21 protein-coding genes and 1 tRNA gene are annotated in these 20631 nt (G+C 68.4%); 11 read left to right on the forward strand and 11 right to left on the reverse strand.

From position 1 onward, the window contains the following. Window positions 1–71 precede the first annotated feature (71 nt). Window positions 72–143 (reverse strand) — tRNA-Gln (locus tag EYE40_RS08705). A gap of 171 nt (window positions 144–314) precedes the next feature. Here EYE40_RS08705 and EYE40_RS08710 point away from each other — a divergent pair. Then, window positions 315–806: a MarR family winged helix-turn-helix transcriptional regulator gene (locus EYE40_RS08710; protein WP_130981573.1), complete on the forward strand. Its 492-nt coding sequence runs from the start codon at window positions 315–317 to the stop codon at window positions 804–806. A 102-nt stretch (window positions 807–908) separates the two neighbouring features. Here the strand turns inward: EYE40_RS08710 and EYE40_RS08715 are convergent, their stop codons facing one another. Then, the gene (locus tag EYE40_RS08715; RefSeq protein ID WP_130981574.1) at window positions 909–1313 is read right to left on the reverse strand and encodes an arsenate reductase ArsC; all 405 of its coding nucleotides are present in this window, start codon (window positions 1311–1313) and stop codon (window positions 909–911) included. 90 nt (window positions 1314–1403) lie between these two features. Here EYE40_RS08715 and EYE40_RS08720 point away from each other — a divergent pair, with 90 nt between their 5' ends. Next, a complete protein-coding gene (locus EYE40_RS08720) occupies window positions 1404–1751 on the forward strand; it encodes an ArsR/SmtB family transcription factor (protein WP_130981575.1) in 348 nt (115 codons plus the stop codon). A 15-nt stretch (window positions 1752–1766) separates the two neighbouring features. Here the strand turns inward: EYE40_RS08720 and EYE40_RS08725 are convergent, their stop codons facing one another. Genes EYE40_RS08725 through EYE40_RS08750 form a run of 6 tightly spaced genes read right to left on the reverse strand, consistent with a single transcriptional unit; the run spans window position 1767 to window position 8980 of the window. Next, entirely contained in the window at window positions 1767–2669 is a 903-nt protein-coding gene (locus tag EYE40_RS08725) for an NAD-dependent epimerase/dehydratase family protein (RefSeq protein ID WP_130981576.1), read from the reverse strand. A 13-nt stretch (window positions 2670–2682) separates the two neighbouring features. Beyond that, complete coding sequence (locus tag EYE40_RS08730; RefSeq protein ID WP_130981577.1) at window positions 2683–4218, reverse strand: class I adenylate-forming enzyme family protein; 1536 nt, start codon at window positions 4216–4218, stop codon at window positions 2683–2685. Further along, window positions 4215–5375: a cytochrome P450 gene (locus tag EYE40_RS08735; RefSeq protein WP_204742232.1), complete on the reverse strand. Its 1161-nt coding sequence runs from the start codon at window positions 5373–5375 to the stop codon at window positions 4215–4217. Before EYE40_RS08735 ends, EYE40_RS08730 begins: the two co-directional genes overlap by 4 nt. Continuing rightward, window positions 5372–6127 carry a glycosyltransferase family 2 protein gene (locus EYE40_RS08740; RefSeq protein WP_130981578.1) on the reverse strand — a complete coding sequence of 252 codons (756 nt, stop codon included), beginning with the start codon at window positions 6125–6127 and terminating at the stop codon, window positions 5372–5374. The genes EYE40_RS08735 and EYE40_RS08740 overlap by 4 nt, the downstream gene beginning before the upstream one ends. Beyond that, entirely contained in the window at window positions 6124–7134 is a 1011-nt protein-coding gene (locus EYE40_RS08745; protein WP_130981579.1) for a 3-oxoacyl-ACP synthase III family protein, read from the reverse strand. Before EYE40_RS08745 ends, EYE40_RS08740 begins: the two co-directional genes overlap by 4 nt. A 22-nt stretch (window positions 7135–7156) precedes the next feature. Next, on the reverse strand, window positions 7157–8980 hold the full coding sequence (locus EYE40_RS08750; RefSeq protein ID WP_130981580.1) for an ABC-F family ATP-binding cassette domain-containing protein: 1824 nt from the start codon (window positions 8978–8980) through the stop codon (window positions 7157–7159). Between the two features lie 40 nt (window positions 8981–9020). Between EYE40_RS08750 and EYE40_RS08755 the strand changes: the two genes are divergently transcribed. From EYE40_RS08755 to EYE40_RS08780, 6 genes are read left to right on the forward strand one after another with little or no spacing between them, the layout of a single operon-like run. Continuing rightward, on the forward strand, window positions 9021–9539 hold the full coding sequence (locus EYE40_RS08755; protein WP_130981581.1) for an MOSC domain-containing protein: 519 nt from the start codon (window positions 9021–9023) through the stop codon (window positions 9537–9539). Window positions 9540–9542: 3 nt separating this feature from the next. Further along, window positions 9543–10355, forward strand: coding sequence for an MTAP family purine nucleoside phosphorylase (locus EYE40_RS08760; protein WP_130981582.1), 813 nt, complete (start codon window positions 9543–9545; stop codon window positions 10353–10355). Continuing rightward, entirely contained in the window at window positions 10352–11413 is a 1062-nt protein-coding gene (locus EYE40_RS08765; protein ID WP_130981583.1) for an NAD-dependent epimerase/dehydratase family protein, read from the forward strand. Before EYE40_RS08760 ends, EYE40_RS08765 begins: the two co-directional genes overlap by 4 nt. A gap of 36 nt (window positions 11414–11449) precedes the next feature. Beyond that, window positions 11450–12145, forward strand: coding sequence for a glycosyltransferase family 2 protein (locus EYE40_RS08770; RefSeq protein ID WP_130981584.1), 696 nt, complete (start codon window positions 11450–11452; stop codon window positions 12143–12145). Next, window positions 12142–12765 (forward strand): TIGR04282 family arsenosugar biosynthesis glycosyltransferase, encoded by a 624-nt coding sequence (locus EYE40_RS08775; RefSeq protein ID WP_130981585.1) that lies wholly within the window; start codon window positions 12142–12144, stop codon window positions 12763–12765. The genes EYE40_RS08770 and EYE40_RS08775 overlap by 4 nt, the downstream gene beginning before the upstream one ends. Next, window positions 12762–13454: a class I SAM-dependent methyltransferase gene (locus EYE40_RS08780; RefSeq protein WP_130981586.1), complete on the forward strand. Its 693-nt coding sequence runs from the start codon at window positions 12762–12764 to the stop codon at window positions 13452–13454. The genes EYE40_RS08775 and EYE40_RS08780 overlap by 4 nt, the downstream gene beginning before the upstream one ends. Here EYE40_RS08780 and EYE40_RS08785 read toward each other — a convergent pair. Both EYE40_RS08785 and EYE40_RS08790 read right to left on the reverse strand, forming a co-directional pair. After that, window positions 13403–13858 carry a hypothetical protein gene (locus EYE40_RS08785; protein WP_130981587.1) on the reverse strand — a complete coding sequence of 152 codons (456 nt, stop codon included), beginning with the start codon at window positions 13856–13858 and terminating at the stop codon, window positions 13403–13405. The two genes, EYE40_RS08780 and EYE40_RS08785, sit on opposite strands and share 52 nt — an antisense overlap. Next, the gene (locus EYE40_RS08790) at window positions 13858–15120 is read right to left on the reverse strand and encodes a molybdopterin-dependent oxidoreductase (RefSeq protein ID WP_240034773.1); all 1263 of its coding nucleotides are present in this window, start codon (window positions 15118–15120) and stop codon (window positions 13858–13860) included. The genes EYE40_RS08785 and EYE40_RS08790 overlap by 1 nt, the downstream gene beginning before the upstream one ends. Window positions 15121–15196: 76 nt before the next feature. On the opposite strand from EYE40_RS08790, the gene EYE40_RS08795 reads away from it, so the two are divergent. From EYE40_RS08795 to EYE40_RS08805, 3 genes are all read left to right on the forward strand, one after another. Next, window positions 15197–16597, forward strand: coding sequence for a glycosyltransferase family 87 protein (locus EYE40_RS08795; protein ID WP_130981588.1), 1401 nt, complete (start codon window positions 15197–15199; stop codon window positions 16595–16597). 87 nt (window positions 16598–16684) lie between these two features. Then, window positions 16685–17365, forward strand: a complete 681-nt coding sequence (locus tag EYE40_RS08800; protein ID WP_130981589.1) for a hypothetical protein — start codon at window positions 16685–16687, stop codon at window positions 17363–17365. Between the two features lie 118 nt (window positions 17366–17483). Next, on the forward strand, window positions 17484–19037 hold the full coding sequence (locus EYE40_RS08805) for a glycosyltransferase family 39 protein (RefSeq protein ID WP_130981590.1): 1554 nt from the start codon (window positions 17484–17486) through the stop codon (window positions 19035–19037). Here EYE40_RS08805 and EYE40_RS08810 read toward each other — a convergent pair. Beyond that, the gene (locus EYE40_RS08810; RefSeq protein WP_130981591.1) at window positions 19034–20602 is read right to left on the reverse strand and encodes a molybdopterin-dependent oxidoreductase; all 1569 of its coding nucleotides are present in this window, start codon (window positions 20600–20602) and stop codon (window positions 19034–19036) included. The genes EYE40_RS08805 and EYE40_RS08810 overlap by 4 nt on opposite strands. Window positions 20603–20631: the final 29 nt, after the last annotated feature.

Genomic DNA, 20631 nt, shown 5'->3' on the forward strand with positions numbered 1-20631 from the left:
CTAAGGTGGCTCGACTTATCGAAGACGAGTTATCGGAACCCGAGCCGCCGAGTTATCGGAACCCCTCTGAGCTCCGCCTCCAGGATTCGAACCTAGACCTAACAGCTCCAAAGGCTGTCGTGCTGCCATTACACCAAGGCGGACCGCGTGCAACCGTAAGTTCCAACGCGCGGTCAAGTCTGCCAGACCGCGGGTAGAGCCGAAAACGAAGGAGATCAGACGCGATCTGTTGCCGAACGGCGGTTCGAGGTCGGATGCGCGCTGAACTCCTTCGTTTTGGGTCACACGCTCGGCTGTGCCGGGATAATGGACGGATGCCCGCACACGACGAAGTCGACCGCATCGTCGATGCCTGGGAACGCGAACGTCCCGACATCGACTTCGCACCACTGCAGGTGCTCTCGCGGGTCGGCCGTCTTGCCCGCCACCTCGACCGCGCCCGGCGCGCGGCGTTTGCGGTGTCAGAGCTGGAGTCGTGGGAGTTCGACGTGTTGTCCGCTCTGCGTCGCGCCGGCGACCCGTACCAGCTGAGCCCCAAGGCGCTGCTGCAGCAGACGCTCGTCTCGAGCGGCACGATGACCAACCGCATCGATCGGCTTGTGGAACGCGAGCTCGTGGAGCGGCGGAGCGACCCGGGCGACGGCCGGGGCATCCTCGTACTGATGACGGCACTGGGCCGCGACCGCGTCGATGCCGCGATCAGCGAGCTGATGGTGGCCGAGTCCGAGCTGCTCGACGGCCTCTCCCCCGGGGACCAGGAGAAGCTCGCGGGCCTGCTGCGCAAGCTGAGTCTCGACTTCGACTGACAGACGAACGGGCCGGCCCGAAGGAACCGGCCCGCACCTTCTAGCAGCAACCTCCGCTGCAGCAACCAGTTGATGACTCCATGGCAAACCTCCTCTCGGACGTCAGGCGGGCAGTATCTCCTCGAGGAGCTTTTCGATGCGACGCTTGATGTCGTCGCGGATGACCCTCACGCTCTCGATACCCTGGCCGGCCGGGTCGTCCAGCTCCCAGTCCTCGTAGCGCTTGCCCGGGAAGATGGGGCAGACATCGCCGCAGCCCATGGTGATGACGACGTCTGACTGTCGAACCGACTCGGTGCTCAGGATGCGCGGCGCCTGCCCGGCGATGTCGATGCCCTCCTCGGCCATCGCCGCCACCGCAACCGCATTGATCTGGTCGGCGGGCTCCGAACCCGCGGAGAGTACCTCGACGCGGTCACCGCCGAGTGCGCGGAGGTAGCCGGCGGCCATCTGGGAGCGTCCCGCGTTATGCACGCAGACGAACAGGACGGTGGGGGCCTCAGCCATGGGAACCTCGCATTGATGGTGGTCGATGTATCTTCCGAAAGTATCACCTGTCACATAGACCGCTGTCAATATGTTCGCTACGATCGGATCATGCCCACGATGGAACTGCTGCCGGTGATCGATGTGACCGCGTGCTGCTCACCGATCACCCGCGAGGTGCTGCCGGCACGCGAAGCCGAGGATCTCGCTCGCACCCTCAAGGTGCTCGCCGATCCCACCCGCCTGCGCATCATCTCCATGGTGTCCGCACACGCCGACCACGAAGCCTGCGTCTGCGACCTGACAGAGCCGCTCGGGCTCTCCCAGCCGACCGTGTCGCACCACCTCAAGGTGCTCGTCGATGCGGGATTCCTCACCCGCTCGAAGCGCGGCAAGTGGGCCTACTTCGCCCTCGTCCCTGGCGCGCTCGACTCGGTGTCGGGGCTGCTGGTGAGCTGACTACCAGCACTGTGCTCACCACAGCTCGGCGCCGTCGAGGGTCGTCGCGAACGGGTCGAACCCGAGCCGCTCGCGCGCGGCGTCGAGGCCCAGTGTGCGCTCCAGTCCGAGCTGGCTGACGGCGTAGCGCGTGAGGCGCGGCCTGCCACCGGTGATGCGGTGGAGCCGCTCTAGGCCTCCGGCGACAGCAAACGCCGTTGAGTACGGGATGCTCGTGAGCGCGACATCCTGCCGGCCTTGCTTCGCCAGCAGCTCGCTCAGCACGTCGCTGAGCTGAACCGGGCAGGCGTCGCCGACATTGAAGGTGCCTCGTTCGTCCGAGGATACGGCGAGCCGGATCGCGGCGACGAGGTTATCGATGTGCGTGAGGGTGTGCAGCACGCGACCACCGCTGGGGAGGACAAGACGTCCCCGCCGAACGCCGGCGAGGATGCGCGGCAGCAGGGTGGTGTCGCCCGGGCCGTAGACGGCATGCGGGCGCAGGATCACGGCGTTCAGGCCCGCGAAGAGCTGCTCGGCCTCGGCCTTGGTTCGCGAATATGCGCTGAGATAGCGAGCACCCTCGGCAGAATCCTCCCGGGCATCGATGGTCGGGGTGAGAGCGTCGTAGACACTTGAGGTGGAGAGGTGCACGAACCGTGTCTCAGGGAAGCACTCGAGCACCGCGCGGGTGCCGTCCACGTTCGCAGCCCGCGCAGTCGAGTAGGTCGCCCAGTCATCGGCGAGCGCGGCGGAGTGCACCACCGCGTCGAAGGTGCCGTGTGATGCGGGCCCGTCGGCGAGATCCCAGACGTGGTAGTCGCCCGCCCAGCCATTCGGGGTGCGCCCGAATCCGACAACGTTGTGGCCATCCGCGGCGAGCGCCGTCGCCGCGGCTCCGCCGACGAAACCGCTCGCGCCGGTGACCGCGATCCTCATGCGCTTGCCATCCTCATGACAGGAAGGCTGTAACGAGAGAGGTGAGCGCGGCGCGGTCGAGCTTGCGGCCGCGTCCGGATCGCGGCACGGCGTCGATGACGAGGATGGTGTCCGGCAGCACCGCGGCATCGATCAGCCCGGGCAGCGCCTTCGCGAGCGAGTCGACCAGCGGATGGGAACGGGACAGCCCCGCGACCGGCTCGAGCGGCACGACCACGAGCACGATCGCGTCGTCGCCGAACTCGTTCGGCACCCCGATCATCGCGACATCCGACACCCCAGGAAGCCCGGCGATAACCGGTTCGTACAGCCCCGGGTAGACGTTGGTCACACCCCGGATGAACATGTCCTTGCTTCGCCCGGAGAGAATCAGTCGACCGTCGACGATCCGGCCGAGATCGCCCGATCGCAATTCGGAGAGCGGCTCCTTGCCGAGATACCCGAGCGCGAGGCCGTCCCCCGAGAGCACCAGCTCGCCCGAGTCGTCGATGCGGGCCGATACCGAGGGCAGCAGCTCCCCCACGTAGTCCCCGGGCTCGTCGAACGCGAGCTTGTCAGCGCCATCGGCGATCGCGACGGGCAGCATCTCCGTCATCCCGTAGATGGCCAGCACCTGGGTGCCCGGCAGTTGCGCGGCGACGCGGTCGAGCAGCGGACGCAGCACCGGCGCTCCGCCGAGCAGCACGGCCCGCAGCGAGGGCGTCTTCTCCGGTTTCGCGAGAAGCTGCGTGAGGATCGCGTCGAGCGCTGCAGGCACCGCGAACAGCACGTCGGCCCCGGGCAGCAGGTCAAGGTAGGCGTCGGGCTGCGCGCCCGGATTCGCGCCGTGCGGCGGCAGCAGCCAGTGCGCGCCGGCGATCAGGGCCGGGATGCCGATCATCAGCTGGTCGGTCACGACCCGCTCGCCTTCCACGAACCGCACGTGCTGCGAGTACCCGGCGAGGCCCGTTCCGAGTGAGAGGCGCGAGTGCACCACGGCCTTCGGGTCGGCGGTTGTTCCGGACGTGAAGATGATCAGCGCCTCCGCGGCGGGGTCACCCACGAGACGACCGGGGGCGGCGTCGAGAAGCGCCGAGAGCCGCAGTGCACCGCGCGGCACGCCGGGCAGCCAGCGTCCGGCGAGGATGTGCCGGGCATCCGGAACCACCCACGAATAGGGCGGCAGCTCGAGGCCGCGGCGACGCGCGATCGGGCGCAGCGGTGCGGTCGAGGCGAGGTAGAGCAGCGACTCGGCAGCAACCCAGCGCGGGGCGGCCAACTCGGCGCGTGCGCGGAACATCGCTTCGCCAGCACCCGGATCCGCGAACACGATCGTGCCGCCCGCGACGATCACCCCGAGGGCAAGGGCGATGCCGTCGAGGTTGGGGCGCACCGAGAACAGCACACGGTCGCCGGGCTCGAAGCCCTCGGCCTGCAGCCCACCAGCGACGGCGAGGATGCGACGGCGCAGCTCCTCGTACGTCAGGGTCACGCGTCCCGAGGAGATCGCCGGGGCTGCCGGGGTGCGCTCGGCGGCCTCGAGTACGGCGACGAGGAGATCGACGCTCATTTCTTTTGGACCACGAGCGTCGAGTACGACGGGATCATCACGCCGCGCGACGCGGTGCGCGACACGATTCGAACGTCGCCGGCCGACAGCAGCGCGTCGGTCACGAGCCGTATCTGCGCCATCGCGAGCGGCGCCCCCAGGCAGAAGTGGGTGCCGGCGCCGAACCACAGCTGCCGCATCGTCGAGGCCACATTCGTCGACGGATCGAACGGGCCGAGCGCGCGATTTGCCGCAAAAGTGGCGAGGATGACCCGCTCCCCCGTTCGCACCGCGACCGGGCCGATGGCTGCCGCCCCGACCACCGAGCGCAGCATCACGGGTGAGGGCGTGGTGACCCGCAGCCCCTCGGCGATCGCCGGCTCGACCAGCGAGGGATCCGCAGCGAGTTGCGGGAACCAGCCGCTGTCGACGAGCACGGCGACCAGGCGCGGGATATAGGAGACGAGCGTCTCGGTGCCGACCATGACGAACGCACCGACGGCGCCCATGGCCTCGTCCTCGGTGAGACCGAGTTCGCGCATCCGGCCGGGCACGGTGTCGGTGCCGCCTTCCCGGTAGGCGACCACGGAGTGCGCGGTGAGCTCGCCGAGCACGGCGCGCGCGATCTCGACCTGGGCGGGAGTGAAGCGCGGCTTCGAGAGCTTCACAAAACCGGTGATCGCGGAGACGCGGGCGAAGAGGTCGTCATCCAGCATCTCGACGGGCACACCCACGAGCTGCCCGATCATCAGGCTCGCGCAGCGACGCACCTCGGCGACGACGTCGACCGCTTCACCGGCACGGAGGCGCTCACCGAGACTCGCGACGGCGTCGGTCAGCGAGGCGGCAGCAAGGGCGTCGACGTAGCTCGGCGAGAACAGCGGCCCGAGCTTGCGGCGCAGGGTCATGTGGTCGGCGCCGTCCATGTTGAGCAGCAGGCTCGGTCCGAGGATCGGCGTCCACAGCTCGCTCGACGCGCCCGGACCCTTCTTGGAGAAGTGCTCGGTGTCCATCAGCACCCCGCGCAGCAGGGTCGCGTTTGTCACGAGCACACCCAGCCCAGGCACCCGCAGCACCGGCTTCTTCGCCGCCTTCAGTGCGCGATAGGCCACGGGATGCGCCGCACGCATCACGCGCTCCTCCCAGAGCATTGCTGTTGCATGAGGCGTCGTGGTCATCGGATATCCACGTGATCGGGACGGTACTGGTGATCCTTGTACCACAGCAGCGTGTTCTTAAGCCCCCACGCCTGCACCCGGCGTGACGAGCCGTAGACGACGACGTCGCGACGGCGAGCGTACTGGCCGGTGATCAGGCGAACGGCGTTGACGAGCGCGCGATCCTCGTGCAGGTCCTCGATCTTCGTGCGCGGAAAACCGCCGGCGAGTTCGTACAGCTCGGACGTGATCGCCATGTTGCAGCCCGCGGCCATCATGTACGGACCCTGGTCTCCCGGGCGCTGGTTGGCCTTGCGCACGCGCCCGAAGGCCTCGGCAAGATAGACGGCGCCGCGCAGCGTGCCACGCGTCCAGGCGGAGAGACCCTCGTCATGGCGCGGCACGAGCTCGCCGCCGACGAGTCGCAGCCCATCGGTTGTCAGTGCGGCGCGCACCTTGGCGGTCCAGTCCCTGCGGGGCAGGCAGTCGGCGTCGGTGCGAGCGAGCAGCGTGGCCCCCGCGGCGATCGCGGCGCGCATGCCGGTGTCGGCCGCGGCCCCGGTGCCCTTGACCGGCTCGTCGATGACGCGCCAGCGCTCGAAGCCGTGCGACCGCGCGTACTCCTCGATCACCTGGCGGGAGTCATCCGAAGAGTTGTTGTCGACGAACACGACGTCGAAGTCCTTGTCGTCCTGCCCGGCGAGCGCGTCGAGGGTCGGACGAATCCACTTCGACTCGTTGAAGACGGGGACGGCGATAGCAAGACGTGTCACAGCCGCACCACCATGAGCCCGAGGCTGATGCCGCCCGCGAGCCCGATGAGCAGCACAAGGCTGCCCGGCCCGACCTTGCCCTGCTCGCGCGCGAGCTGCAACTGCAGCGGCAGCCCGACCGAGGCGAGGTTGCCGTGCTCGGCCACGATCACGACCGACTTGTCGCCGGCGACGCCGAGCCGCTCGAAGATCGGCGGCAGGTACGGCAGCGCGACCTGGTGGATCGCGACCAGATCGAAGTCGTCCCAGCCGAGGCCGTTGCGCTCGAGCAGGTCCATGACCGGCTGCGGTCCGAGTTCGAGGAACGCGGCCTGGAGGCCGGCGCCGTCCATGTCAAAGAACGAGTCGTCCCCTCCACGCGGGTTCACCGAACCGCCGGTAGGCAGGGTACCGATGTCCCAGTGCTTCGAGACGGCGAGAAACTCCGAGTCGACGATGCCGGGAGCTGTGGCATCCTCTCGATCGGATTTTTCGAGGATGACGGCCGCACCGCCATCGCTCATCGTGTAGCCGGGGAACGAGCGGATGAACTGGTTGTGGTCGGCCAGCTGCCAGCGCACGCCACTCGTCGGAGCCTCGCCGCTCGCGACCAGCACACGCCGGTACTGGCCGGAGGCGATGAGCGCGTCGGCGACCTGGATGCCGTTGAGCATGCTGTTGCAGGCGTTCTTGACGTCCATGACCGGGCAGTCGAAGCCGAGCTTCGCGGCGAGGATGTGGCTGGTCGCGGGTTCGATGAGGTCCTGGCTGGCGCTCGCGAAGATCACGAGGTCGATGGGGCCTGGCGACTCCTCGAGGGCCGTGCGGGCCGCGGCGAGCGCGAGGTCGGAGGTCTGCCAGTCCTCCTCCCGGATATGAACGCTCTCCACACCGGTCAGTCGGTGGATCAGCCCCGTCGCGAGCTTGAGCGTCGGGTTGCCCGCGCGCAGATCGAGCTCCGTCTGCTTCGTCGAGCGCGTGCGCTCCGGCAGGAAGACGCCGAGACCGGCTAGATAAGAGGCAGACACCCGAGGAAGCCTACTGGCCCGGTCAGTTCAGCAGTTCGTCGAGTTCGAGCCAGCGCAGTTCGAGGGTCGCGATCTGCGCCTGGCGGTCGGAGACCTGCGTCGTGATCGCGCCAAGCCCGGTGTAGTCGGACTGGTCGTGCACCGCGAGGGACTCGTGCAGCGCGGCGATCTCTGCGGCAAGCTTCTCGAGCTTGCGACCGGCGGCCGCGAACTCCTTCTGCGCGTTGCGCAACTCGGCGCCGCCGAGCGACGGCGTCTTCTTGACGGGTGCCGCGGCATCCCCCGGTCCGGTGGTCTTGGCGACCGTGGTCTGCCCGGCCTGCTGCTTCGCGCGCAGTTCGAGGTACTGGTCGACGCCGCGCGGAAGGTGCGTGAACCCGCCGTCCATGACCGCGTACTGCTGGTCGGTGACCCGCTCGAGAAGGTACCGGTCGTGGCTCACGACGAGCAGCGTGCCCGGGTAGGTGTCGAGCAGGTCTTCGATGGCGGCGAGCATGTCGGTGTCGAGGTCGTTGGTGGGCTCGTCGAGGATCAGCACGTTCGGCTCGCTGAGCAGGATGAGCAGCAGCTGCAGGCGGCGCTTCTGGCCACCCGAGAGGTCCTTGACCGGCGTGGAGAGCTGCGCGCTCTGGAAGCCGACCCGCTCGAGCATCTGTGTCGGGGTCATCTCCTTGCCACCGGCGACGTAGGTGCTCTTGTGGCGTCCGATGACCTCGCTCACGCGGTCGTTCCAGACGTCCTCGAGCTCGGCGAGCTGCTGGGTGAGGGTGGAGACCTTGATCGTCTTGCCGCGCTTCACCCGGCCCTCGGTCGGCAGCAGGCTTCCCGCGACCAGGCTGAGCAGCGTGCTCTTACCGGCGCCATTGACTCCGAGGATGCCCGTGCGCTCGCCCGGCGCAATACGCCAGGTCACGTCCTTGAGCACCGTCTTCGGCACGGCGCTCGTGCCGCTCGGCGGATAGGTGACGGTCACGTCTTCGAGATCGACAACGTCTTTGCCGAGTCTCTGCATGGCCATGCTCGCGAGGCTCACGGAGTCGCGCACCGGCGGCTCATTCGCGATGAGCTCGTTCGCCGCATCGATGCGGAACTTGGGCTTCGCGGTGCGGGCCGGAGCTCCGCGACGCAACCAGGCCAGCTCCTTCTTCATGAGGTTCTGGCGCTTCGACTCCATGGTCGCGGCCATCTGGTCGCGCTCGACGCGCTGCAGGATGTACGCCGCGTAGCCGCCCTCGAAGGGCTCGATGAGGCGGTCGTGCACCTCCCACGTGGCGGTGCAGATCTCGTCGAGGAACCACCGGTCGTGAGTGACGACCACGAGGGCGCCCGCGTTCGTCGACCAGCGGCGCTTGAGGTGACCCGCGAGCCAGGTGATGCCCTCGACGTCGAGGTGGTTGGTGGGCTCATCGAGGAAGATGATGTCGTGGTCGCCAATGAGCAGCGCGGCGAGCGCAACCCGGCGGCGCTGGCCACCGGAGAGGTCGCTGACCTTGGCCTCCCAAGGGATGTCGCTCGCGAGCCCGGCGATCACGTCGCGCACCTGGGGGTCGCCCGCCCAGACGTGCTCGTCGATGTCACCGATGATGGTCTGGTGCACGGTGCGGTCGTCGTCGAGGTTGTCGGCCTGGTCGAGCACGGCCATGGTGACGCCGTTGCGGCGCGTGACACGGCCGGAGTCGGGTTCGAGCAGACCGGAGAGCAGCTTGAGCAGCGTGGACTTGCCGTCGCCATTGCGGCCGACGATGCCGATGCGGTCGCCCTCGTCGAGGCCGATCGTGACCTTGTCGAAGATCACGCGGGTCGGGTATTCGAGGTGCAGCGCTTCAGCGCCAAGAAGGTGTGCCATAGAGGTTCGAGACTACCGTCTGGGGCTTACCGTTGAGTGCATGGGGCAGGCGAGCGAGGTGACGATCGAGCTGCTGCTCTCCTCCCCCACGCACCGCTACGAGGGACGCCCCGGAGACGGACCGCTGCCGGCCACTACGCGGGAGGTGTTCGAGAGCATCCAGTTGCGCGCCGGGCTCGGTGTGGTGGGCGACCGCTACTTCGGGCAGCGCGCGCACCGCCAGGCCTCGGTCACGATCATGGCCGCCGAATCGCTGGACTGGGTGCAGGACTCCCTGGGGCTGCTCGAACACCCACTCGCCGAGAACACGCGGCGCAACATCATCGTGCGCGGTATGCCGATCGACGAGATGGGCGGCAGCATCTTCACCCTCGACTCGGGATCCGGCCCCGTCTCCTTCGTGGCTAACCGCCCGGCGAATCCGTGCGCGTGGATGAACGTCACGCTCGCACCCGGAGCCTTCCAGGCGCTGCGCGGCCGCGGCGGCATGCGCTGCGAACCGCTGAGCGACGGCACCCTGAGCGTCGGCCCGGCCGAGTTGCGCATGCGGCATGCTTGAGGCATGACTGACGTTTCACTGGCTGTTATCGGCGGCTCCGGCCTCTACACGCTGTTCGATCCCGCCGAGAGCGAGCAGCAACGCATCGAGACCCCGTACGGTCCGGCCCTCGTCACGCTCGGGCAGCTCGCCGGGCGTCGGGTGGCGTTCCTGACCCGCCACGGTGTCGACCACTCTGCGGCTCCGCACCTCATCAACTACCGCGCCAACATCTGGGCGCTCGCCTCGCTCGGCGTGAGGGTCATCCTTTCCAGCGCCGCCGTCGGAGGCGTGAGCCCGGACTACCCGCCGGGAACCCTTGCGCTCGTCGATCAGTTCATCGACCGCACCTCGGGTCGCGCCGACACTTTCTACGACGAGGGTTCGGTGCAGCACCTTGCGGCGGCCGACCCCTTTGATCCGACGCTGCTGCGGATCGCGGCCGGGGCGCTCGGCGATGCCGTTGTGCACTCCGGCACGGTCGTCGTCATCCAGGGCCCGCGGTTCTCGACGCGCGCCGAATCGCTGTGGTTCCGCGCGGCGGGTGCCCATCTCGTCAACATGACGCTCTACCCCGAGGTGCCGCTCGCCGCCGAGCTCAACATCGCGACGGTCACCCTCGCGTTCGTGACGGACAGCGACGCCGGCCTTGCGCCCGCGGCGGGAGGCGAAGAAGAGGTCAGCGCAGAACTCGTCTTCGCCCGCCTCGCCGAGGCCCAGCCGCGCATCGTCGCCGCGATCGAGGAGATCATCCGCGCGCTGCCCGCCGACTTCGCACCGCGCGAGCTCATCAGCCCCACGGAGGTCGCGACGGTACTCGGCCGGAGCGTGAAGTGACCCTGCTCATCACCGGCGGCGCCGGATTCATCGGCGGCACGATCGTCGAGGCGGCACTCGAGCGCGGCGAGACGGTGCGCGTGCTGGACTCGCTGCGTGCGGACGTGCACGGCGACTCTGCGAAACCCGACCCCCGCGTCGACTTCGTCGAGGGCGACGTGCGCGACGCCGAGGTCGTGGCGAGTGCCCTCGCGGGCGTCACCGTGGTCTGCCACCAGGCCGCGAAGGTGGGGCTCGGCGTCGACATGTCCGACACCGTCGACTATGTGGCCTCCAACGACCTCGGAACGGCCGTGCTGCTCACCGCCATGGCCGACGCCGGCGTGCGACGCCTCGTGCTCGCGAGCTCGATGGTCGTCTACGGCGAGGGCGCCTACCGCGGCCCGAACGGCGTCACGCAGCCCCCCGCTCGCACCGCGGCCGACCTCGAGGCGGGGCGATTCGATCCGCTCGGCACCGACGGCGAGCCACTCGAGCCCGAGCTCATCGACGAGACCTTCCCGCTCGACCCACGCAACGTCTACGCCATCACCAAGCTCACCCAGGAGTACCTGGCCACCTCGTGGGCGCGGTCCACCGGCGGCAGCGTGGCCGCCCTGCGGTACCACAACGTGTACGGGCCCGGCATGCCGCAGAACACTCCCTACGCCGGAGTCGCCTCCCTGTTCCGGTCGGCCGTCGAACGCGGCGAGGCACCGCGCGTGTTCGAGGACGGCGCCCAAAGGCGCGACTTCGTGCACGTGCGGGACGTGGCATCGGCCAATCTGGCAGCCCTCGACCACACGGCGACCACCGCTCCCGGCTACTCGCGCGCCTTCAACGTGGGCAGCGGCGTTGTGCACACCATCGGCGACCTCGCGACGGCGCTCAGCGAGCACGCCGGAGGACTGCCGCCCGTTGTGACCGGCGAGTTCCGCCTCGGCGACGTGCGGCACATCACGGCGTCGTCCGAGCGCCTGCGCACCGAACTCGGCTGGTCACCCACCGTGAGCTTCGATGACGGGATGCGCGAGTTCGCGACCGCACCCCTGCGCGCCGCGGTGCAGCCCGGCGGCTGACACAAGACGGTCACATTCGGCGGATAGGGTTTTGGGATGGGGACATCCGACGCACGCGTAGACATCGTTCTGCCGTGTCTCAACGAGGCACGCGCTCTGCCGTGGATCCTCGCCCGCCTTCCCGAGGGGTACCGCGCGATCGTCGTCGACAACGGGTCCACCGATGACTCCGCCGAGGTAGCCCGCAGCCTGGGCGCTCTTGTCGTGACCGAAGAACGCCGCGGCTTCGGATCCGCGGCCCACGCGGGCCTGCTCGCCGCGACCGCGCCCATCGTCGCCTTCTGCGACGCGGATGCCTCGATGGACACCCGCGACCTGCCGCTCGTCGTCGACCCGGTGGCCGCCGGAGAGGTCGACCTGGTGCTCGGCCGCCGCCGCCCCACGACCCGTTCCGCCTGGCCCCTGCACGCCCGTATTGCCAACCGCAGCCTCGCTTTTCTCATGCGCAGGGCGACGAAGCTCGACCTGCACGACCTCGGTCCGATGCGCGCAGCGAAGCGCGAGGCGCTGCTCTCCCTCGACCTGCAGGATCGCCGCAGCGGCTACCCGCTCGAGATGGTGCTGCGCGCGAATTCGGCGGGCTGGCGCATCCGGGAGATCGACGCCCCGTACGCGCCGCGGGTCGGCCGCTCGAAGGTGACCGGCACGGTGCGCGGAACCATCACCGCCGTGACCGACATGTCCCGTCTGCTCGCGGAGGAGCGCAGCCGCCGCACGGGAGTGACGTCGTGACCACGCTCATCATCATCGCCAAGGAAACCATCGCCGGCCGGGTCAAGACGCGGCTGCATCCGCCGCTCTCCCTCGAGCAGGCAGCGGTCGTCGCGGCCGCCGCACTCGCCGATACCTTCACCGCGATGGCCGATCTGCAGGCAACTCGCAGAATTCTCTTCTTCGATGGCAACCGGCAGCCCCTCGGCTCCGAACCCTACGAAATGACACCTCAACCTTCAGGCACCCTCGACGAGCGACTCGCGGCGATCTTCGACGCGAGCGACGGCCCGACGCTGCTCATCGGCATGGACACCCCGCAGGTTCGCGCCTCCGACCTCGCCCCGGCATTCGACGCCTGGCCCGATGACGTCGACGCCTTCTACGGCCCGGCGCACGACGGCGGCTTCTGGGCGCTCGGCATGGCCGACCCGCGCGGTGACCTGATTCGCGGCGTTCCGATGTCGCGGGATGACACGGGCGCTATCCAGCAGCAAAGACTCGCGGATGCCGGCCTCAGGGTGTCCCTGCTGCCGACCCTCACCGATGTCGACACGATCATCTCCGCGCGCGAGGTGGCGCGCATCGCACCCGACGGAACCTTCGCTGCAACGCTGGCGGGATTCGGGCAGCTCTCGTGACCAGCTACGACGACTCCACCTACCCGACCCAGCCGACCTTCGGCTCCGGCGGGGACGAGCCCTACGCGAACGCCCTACGCGGCAACGCCCCGGTGACCCTGGTCAAGCAGGAGTCGCAGGGCTCCCTGCTGACCCGCACCACCATGGACGTCTCGCGGTGGAACGCCGAGGCGGACGACGCGGATCTCAGCCTGCTGCGCGCCGCGACCGGGCCACTTCTCGACATCGGCTGCGGCCCCGGACGTATGGTGCGCGCCGCGCGCGACGTCGGACTCGAGGTGCTCGGCATCGACGTCTCCGCGACGGCCATCGAGATCGCCCGCGAGGCCGGGCTCGACGTACTGCACGGCTCCATCTTCGAGGCGGTCCCCCGCGAGGGCGAGTGGCAGACGGCTCTGCTCGTCGACGGCAACGTCGGCATCGGTGGGGATGTCTCGGCGCTCCTCGAGCGCTGTACCCAGCTTCTGACGCCCACCGGCGACCTCGTGGTCGAGCTGCACTCCGACAAGAGCCGGGACATCCAGTTCACCGCCACGCTTCTCGACACGCGCGGAGGCGAGAGCGAGTCGTTCCCGTGGGCCGAGATCGGACTCGACGCGATCGTCGAACTCGGTGCCCGCCACGGGCTCGAGCTTCGTCAGTCCTGGGTCAGCGGCGAACGCGCCTTCTGCCGCCTCAGCGCGAGGTAGGCGCCGGCCGCTCCGGCCGTGAGCACGGCGAGCACCGCGAGGAACAGCACGAGGTTCAGTGTGTAGTCCAGCGGCAGCAGTGTCGCGTTGGCGGAGCCGATGGCCTTCTTGAGAATCTCGGGCACCACGATCAGCACGATGATCGAGCCGACGACGAGCGCACCCTGCACGATCAGCAGCAGCACGACCGGCACACTCTTGCTCGCCCGGCGGAACAGCAGCACGATCGCGAACACGGTGGGCGCGATGATGCCGTCGTGAACGATGAGCGCGCCGAGCAACCAGGTGGCCAGGCCGAGGTAGCGCTTGGGGTTGACGTCATCGAGCAGCGTGAGGCCGCCGACCGCGAGCAGCCCGACCCCCACCACGATGAGGGCGATCTGGATCTTCCGGGTGGAGCTCACTAGGTCATCTCGATTCTGCTGAGCCACTTGGTCTGCAGCACACCGGGGCGTCCGGGGGCGATCATGCGGGCGGGGTAGCCGTGGTCGAGGTCGAGTTCCTCGCCGTTGAGTTCGAGGGCGACGAGGGTCAGTTCGTCCTGTACGTACTCCGGTGGCATGTCCATCACCGCATAGTTGCTGTCCTGCTCCAGACTCGTGGCGCGAATGCTCGTGCCTGCCTTGCCGTCGACGGCAGCGACGAGGTCGCGCAGGCGCGGCCCCTTCCAACTCGCCATCTGGCTCCAGCCCTCGACGCAGGCGATCGGCAGCTCGACCTCGTACTGCGGCAGCTTGTGCAGCTCCTCGCGCGTGAAGGTGCGGATGACGTCGCCGTTCACCATGCTCAGCACCCAGCTCGCCGCGACTGCTGTCTCGGTCACCTTCGCCGCCTTGGCCGTGCGGTTCACGGGCAGCGCGTTCGGTCCGATGCCGTTCTTGCGCGGGCCGAAGATGTTGGCGACGTCGAGCACCCGGAAGGACTGTCCGGCGGTGAAGGTCACCACGGCGGCGCTGGCGATGCCGACGATGACGAGGAAGCCGCGTCGGTTGGTCTCGGGTGCCGGCTCGGGGTTCTCGTCGATCCACCTGAAGAGCTTGCCGGTGAGGCCGCGGCTCGGCACGTCGGATCCGGGCGAGGGCTGGTCGACATACTCCTGGTGCACGACGAGCGCACCCTTCTCGTCGACGTTGTCCTTGCGGCGCCAGTACTTCTGGATCGTGGGCAGCTTCACGGCGATGTGGATCGCGAGCGAGCCGATGATCACGAACGACAGCGCGTAGTGCGTCTGGCGGAACGGGAAGGGGAACAGCGCGTACCACTGGTATGTGTTCAGAAGACCGGTGACGATCTGCACGATCGAGGTGGAGACGAAGACGGCAATCGAGGCGCGTTCGAGAAACTGCGGGAAGGAGCGGATCGGCGGCGTCTGGAACAGCTCGGGGAAGATCGAGTACAGCTTCGCGAACAACAGCGGGAAGCACAGGATGCCGGCCGTGATGTGGATGCCCTGGCTCACTTGGTAGATAAAGATCGGCCTGGTCGGGAACACCATCCAGGGCAGCGGCTCCTGCAGGAAGTGGCTGAAGATTCCCGTACCGAAGCAGATCAGGAAGGCGAGCCCGAGCAGGCGGCCGATGACGACGGCCGTACGGGCGTTACGGGAGGGAGCCGCGAGCGCGCTGCGGATCTGGTGGAGGAGCTTCTGCACTCGCCACGCGATCATCCGGTTACGCCCCTCGTTCGTCGTGCTGTCTCTCAGGCTATTCGGAACCGAGGGCGATTCCGACAGTATAGGAAGTGTGCGCACCTTCCTGACAGGGATCCTCGTCGCCGCCCTCGCGGTCGGCACGGCGCTCTCGGTGACCCTCCTCCCCTTCTATGACGAGAAGAAGGGGGATGTCGCACCCATCGTCTACGTCACAGCCGGGCTCTGGATCGTGTTCGCCCTCGCCGTGCTCGCGCTGCGGGCAGTACCCGCGCGCGCGGCCGTCATCCTCATCATCACCGGATCGATCGCTATCTCGGGTGCCGCCATGTTCGGGCCTCCGAACACGAGCACGGACTCGGCGCGCTACGCGTGGGACGGCATCGTGCAGAACGCCGGGCACTCGCCCTATGAGTACGTGCCCGCCGACCCGGCACTGGAGGGGCTGCGGCCCGAGTGGCTGTTCCCCGCACCGGTCACCGGCGCGGACGGCGAGCTCGAGTGTGTGGGGTCGCGTATTCTCACCTCCACAGAGGTAGGTACCGGCGACATCCTCTGCACGGCTCTCAATCGCGCGCCGGTGCCGACCATCTACCCGCCGACGAGCGAGCTGGTGTTCGCGGGCGTGCGGGCGCTGGTGAGCCCGGATGCCGAATACTGGCCGATGCAGGCGCTCGGCGCCCTGCTCAGCATCGCGATGACGGCGCTGCTCGTGCGAGAGCTGCGCCGGCGCGAGCTCGACGTGCGCTGGGCCGCGCTCTGGGCGTGGTGCCCGCTCGTAGCGACCGAGGCGGTGACGAACTCGCATATCGACATCGTGGGAGCGTTCCTGCTCGTCGTCGCGACAGTGCTCGTGTCGCAGGGACGACGCTGGCGGGGCGGTATCGCACTCGGTGCCGCGATCGCCGCGAAGCTCATCCCGGTGATCGGTGCGCCCGCCCTGCTGCGCGGACAGGGCTGGAAGGTCATCGTCGGGTCGATCGCGGCCTTCGCCGTTCTCTACGTTCCCTATGTGATCGCGAGCGGGCCGAGCGTGCTCGGCTACCTGCCCGGTTACCTCAGCGAGGAGGGTTACGAGTCGGGCGACCGGTTCGTGTTGTTCTCCTGGTTCGCCGACGGGATCGCCGGCGTCATCATCGTGGGCCTCATCGTCGCGGTGACGGCGGCGCTCGTCTGGTGGAAAACCGATCCGACCAACCCGTGGCTGGGCCAGACCATCATGATCGGCGTTGTGCTGATGGCGGTCACCCCGCGCTACCCCTGGTACGCCCTGCTGCTGGTGCCGATGGTGGCCATGTCGGGACGCTGGGAGTGGCTCGCGGTGCCCCTCGCACTGACCGCCCGCCTGCTGCTTCCCACCGTGGATGTGGCCCGCTGGAGCATGATTGGGGCAATCCTGATAGTCGGATTGGTCACCGTTTATCGCCTCCGACCCCAATGGTTTACTGGCATCGGGGCACATTCGGAACAATCCGGTTTGGTAACAAAACGGTAACAGAGCTACATTGCACCAAACCCTTTGTGGGGTGGCGGCGAACCTCCATCACCACCGACAGTCACCACTTCACAAAGGATGAACATCATGCGTAAGTTCCACAAGCTCTCCATCGGTATCGCCGCCGCAAGCCTTCTGGTTGTCGGCCTCGCCGGCTGCTCGACTCCGGCCGACACCGAGACCGACACCCCCGACGCTCCCGCCGCTGAGGCAGACCCGACGCCCCTGGCCTCGATCCCCGAGCTCGCCGGTGTTGACACCCAGGTCACGCTCGACGCAGGCTTCCTCGAAGCAATCACCTCGCTCGGCCTCACCCCCGGAGTCATCGGCGACGCAACGCTGAGCGCAGAGGGCGTCCTCGCCTTCCCGATCACCGGTGGAAACGTTGACTACTACGACCCGGCCGAGGACTACCGTCCCTACGTCCAGGGTTCCATCGAGCACGACGGCTCGGGTATCTCGCTCGACAACGGAACGATCAAGGTTGACCTGACCGACTTCCGCATCGACCCGGGAACGTCGCAGCTGTTCGCAACGGTTGAGGCCAACGGAGAGCTCGTCGGCAACGACGTCTACCTCTTCAACCTCGACGGCACCACGCTGAACCCGCTGGCCGAAGACGCTGACGGCAACGCAGTGCTCGAGGGCACCACGGTTCTGATCAGCCCGGACGCTGCAGCTCTCCTCAACGAGACCTACGGCACCGACGCAGTCACCGACCAGCTGGTCGTCGGCATCGCGAAGATCACCGCAAAGGCCGCAGCGTAATCTGCACCATTGCCTGAGAGGCCCGCTCCGCATACGTGGAGCGGGCCTTTCGTCACTTAGCCTCGAATAGTGCGTCTCCTCCGCTTCACATCCGCCTCACGCAACGAAAGGGTCCGACATGACCGGCCTGCTCGAGCGTGAGACACGTTCCATCCCCATCGTCACCCCGTCCCGTCGCACCCCCATCGAGGTGCTGGATGCGGTATCCCGTCACCGGGCCTTCGCCCCGCTCACGGTCGGAGCCGTCGCGCTCCTCGTCTCGCTGATCGGCATCACCCGCCCGTCCCTCTGGTACGACGAGGCGGCCACCGTCACCGCGACGACACGTAGCTGGGCCCAGCTCTGGGACATGCTGCAGACAGTGGATGCCGTCCACGCGCTCTACTACTTCATCATCCACGCGGTCTTCGAACTGGTCGGCTACTCGCCCCTGGCCCTGCGCGCCCCGAGCGCCATCGCCGTGGGAGCCGCCGCCGCACTGATCGTGCTGCTCGCCCGCGAGTTCCGCCGCCCCACGCTCGGCGTGATCGCCGGCCTCGTCTTCGCCATCCTGCCCCGCACGATCTGGATGGGCGGCGAGGGCCGCTCGTTCGCCCTCTCCACGGCGCTGGCCGTGCTCGTGACCCTGCTGCTCGTGCGGGCCGTCAGTCGCCCCAGCACCCGCCTCTGGATCGTCTACGCGGTCGTGGTCGTCTTCTCCTGCGTGCTGTTCGTCTACGTCGCCCTCGTCGTCGTCGCCCACGCCATCACGATGGCCGTGTGGTGGCTGCGTCGCCCGCCGGCCCTTCGTGGCACGGTGCTGCGCGACTGGGTGATCGCAGCGGGGTCCGCGACGCTCGTGCTGTCGCCGTTCATCCTGTTCGTGCGCAGCCAGGCCGCGCAGGTGCAGTGGATCCCCGAGATCTCCAAGCGCACCCTCGACTACGTGTTCGTCAAGCAGTTCTTCTTCGACAGTGAACCGTTCGCCTGGGTCGGCTGGATCCTGCTCGCCGTGGGCGCCGTCGCCCTCCTGCGCACCGCCGCGAGCCGTTCGCTCGCCGCCGTGCTGCTCCCCGTACTGGTGGTGCCGAGTATCATCCTGCTCGGCATCACCGCTTTTACCGACATGGACCTGTACTCACCGCGCTATGTCGCCCTGACGATGCCGTTCGTGGCATTGACGATCGGCGCCGCAATCGACTGGCTCCCGCGACGTCGCCTCGCGGTGCTCGCCATCGCGGCGCTCCTGGGTCTCGCGATTCCGCAGCTCGGCGAGCTGCGAGAGGTCGAGGCGAAGCAGAACACCGCGTGGTCGATGGTTGCCGACACCGTCGGCGCCGAGCGGGCACTGGATGCGCCGGGCACCACCACCGCGATCATCTGGGGCAATCTCAAGCGCCACCCACTCGCGACGGCCCGCGTCGTCTCCTATGCCTACCCCGCCGCATTCGAGGGCACGGTGGATGTCACGCTCGAGACGCCGGCCGCCGAGTCGTACCGCCTGTGGGAGAAGCGCGGCAAGCTCGCCGAGCATCTCGACCGGCTCGACGGCGCGGAAGTCACCTACCTGATCACAAGCATCACGCGGGATCGCCGCCCGGCGACCACGGAGTTCCTCGAGGCCGAGGGCTTCCGCCTCGTCTCGAGCGAGACGATGGCCGACCTCAACGTGCTGCGGTTCGAGCGCCGCTAGCTCACGCTGACCGACACGGTGTGCCAGCCTTCGGCACCGTTCGGGACCACCCCGATCGAGTCGTCTCCGCTCTGCGCCCCGCCACTGGAATCGGTCGCCCGTGCCTGGATCTCGTGCTGGCCCGGCGTCGCGTCCCACTCGTACACCCACTGCACCCAGGTGTCGGCCGAGATCGCGGTCGCGAGTTTCGCGGCCAGCCACGGTCCGCCGTCGACGCGCACCTCCACGCCGTCGATGCCGGTGTGCTGGGCCCAGGCGACGCCCGCGATCGGAACGGTCCCTGCGGTGATCCTGCGACCGTCGCGCGGCACGTCGATTCGGGATGACGTCTTGACGGGCCCGAGAGCACTCCACCCCCGGTTCGTCCAGTAGGCGTTCTCGTCGTCGAACCGCGTCACTCGCAATTCCGTCACCCACTTGGTGGCCGAGACGTAGCCGTAGAGGCCGGGAACCACCATGCGCACGGGGAAGCCGTGCTCGAGGGGAAGTGGTTCGCCGTTCATCCCGACCGCAAGGATGCTGTCGCGGTCCTGGTCCTGCAGCACCTCGAGGGGCGTGCCGGCCGTCCAGCCGTCGATGCTCGTGGAGAGCACCATGTCGGCGCCGGCCAGCGGCTTCGCGCGCGCCAGCAGGTTGTGGATCGGGTAGCCGAGCCACTTCGCGTTGCCGACGAGGGTGCCGCCCACCTCGTTCGAGACGCACATGAGCGTCACGTAGGTCTCGATCATCGGAAGAGCGAGCAGCTCATCCCACGTGACCTCGATCTCGTTCTCGACCATGCCGGTGATGCGCAGCTTCCAGTCGGCGGTCTCGACGGAGGGCACCTGGATGGCGGTGTCGATGCGGTAGAAGCCCTCGTTGTCGGAGATCACGGGGCTGAGGCCCGGGAGGCCGAGCTCTGCGCCCGCGGGAACCCCGGGGGCGACCACGGCCGGCTTCGGCAGGGTGACGGCCTCTCGGATGGCGGTGACGGCCGTGACACTCGCGTTGACCATGCGCGCGCCGATTCCGACGACCGCGGAGGCACCCGCAACCGCCACGACCATCGTGAGGAAACCGCGGCGGTCGATGCGCCCGCGCGTCGTCTCGTCCGGTCCGCCGAGGGGCAGTTCGGGCGAGGACTCCTCCCAGCGATGCAGGCGACGGGTCACGCGGTGCAGGGTGAGCCCACCGGCGAGCAGCCCAGCAAGGGTCGGGGCGGACCAGATTGCGGTCGACTCGGCGCGGGTCAGCACGGCCAGGAGCGCGACGGCGATCACAGCAAGCAGGATCACCTTGCCCCACGGTGGGCGGCGGTACTCGACGATGCCCGCAGCGCACGCGAGGGCGATCACCACGACGCCCAGCACCACGAGCAGGGCGACCTTGTCGGCTGTGCCGAACAGGGCGATCGCGGCATCCTTCACCCACGGCGGCACGATGTCGATCACGAAGGAGCCGACCGCGAAGAGCGGGGCGCTGCTCGGGGCGACCAGTAGGGCGACGGCTTCGGCCACGGCAAGTGCCACAACGGCGGAGACCACGCCGACGAGCGCGGCCCACAGGGTTATCGCGCGCGGGTTCATCCTCGAATAATACGTCCGCAAGCGGTGAG

Origin of the sequence: Glaciihabitans arcticus (assembly GCF_004310685.1) — a bacterium.
Classification (GTDB): Bacteria; Actinomycetota; Actinomycetes; order Actinomycetales; family Microbacteriaceae; genus Conyzicola; species Conyzicola arctica.

Coding starts and splice junctions, on each gene's coding strand:
- EYE40_RS08800 (WP_130981589.1), top strand. CDS start 16,685: ATGCGTAAGTTCCACAAGCTCTCCATCGGTATCGCCGCCGCAAGCCTT.
- EYE40_RS08760 (WP_130981582.1), top strand. CDS start 9,543: ATGACTGACGTTTCACTGGCTGTTATCGGCGGCTCCGGCCTCTACACG.
- EYE40_RS08770 (WP_130981584.1), top strand. CDS start 11,450: ATGGGGACATCCGACGCACGCGTAGACATCGTTCTGCCGTGTCTCAAC.
- EYE40_RS08725 (WP_130981576.1), bottom strand. CDS start 2,669: ATGAGGATCGCGGTCACCGGCGCGAGCGGTTTCGTCGGCGGAGCCGCG.
- EYE40_RS08805 (WP_130981590.1), top strand. CDS start 17,484: ATGACCGGCCTGCTCGAGCGTGAGACACGTTCCATCCCCATCGTCACC.
- EYE40_RS08710 (WP_130981573.1), top strand. CDS start 315: ATGCCCGCACACGACGAAGTCGACCGCATCGTCGATGCCTGGGAACGC.
- EYE40_RS08730 (WP_130981577.1), bottom strand. CDS start 4,218: ATGAGCGTCGATCTCCTCGTCGCCGTACTCGAGGCCGCCGAGCGCACC.
- EYE40_RS08790 (WP_240034773.1), bottom strand. CDS start 15,120: ATGATCGCGTGGCGAGTGCAGAAGCTCCTCCACCAGATCCGCAGCGCG.
- EYE40_RS08750 (WP_130981580.1), bottom strand. CDS start 8,980: ATGGCACACCTTCTTGGCGCTGAAGCGCTGCACCTCGAATACCCGACC.
- EYE40_RS08755 (WP_130981581.1), top strand. CDS start 9,021: ATGGGGCAGGCGAGCGAGGTGACGATCGAGCTGCTGCTCTCCTCCCCC.
- EYE40_RS08715 (WP_130981574.1), bottom strand. CDS start 1,313: ATGGCTGAGGCCCCCACCGTCCTGTTCGTCTGCGTGCATAACGCGGGA.
- EYE40_RS08735 (WP_204742232.1), bottom strand. CDS start 5,375: ATGACCACGACGCCTCATGCAACAGCAATGCTCTGGGAGGAGCGCGTG.
- EYE40_RS08810 (WP_130981591.1), bottom strand. CDS start 20,602: ATGAACCCGCGCGCGATAACCCTGTGGGCCGCGCTCGTCGGCGTGGTC.
- EYE40_RS08720 (WP_130981575.1), top strand. CDS start 1,404: ATGCCCACGATGGAACTGCTGCCGGTGATCGATGTGACCGCGTGCTGC.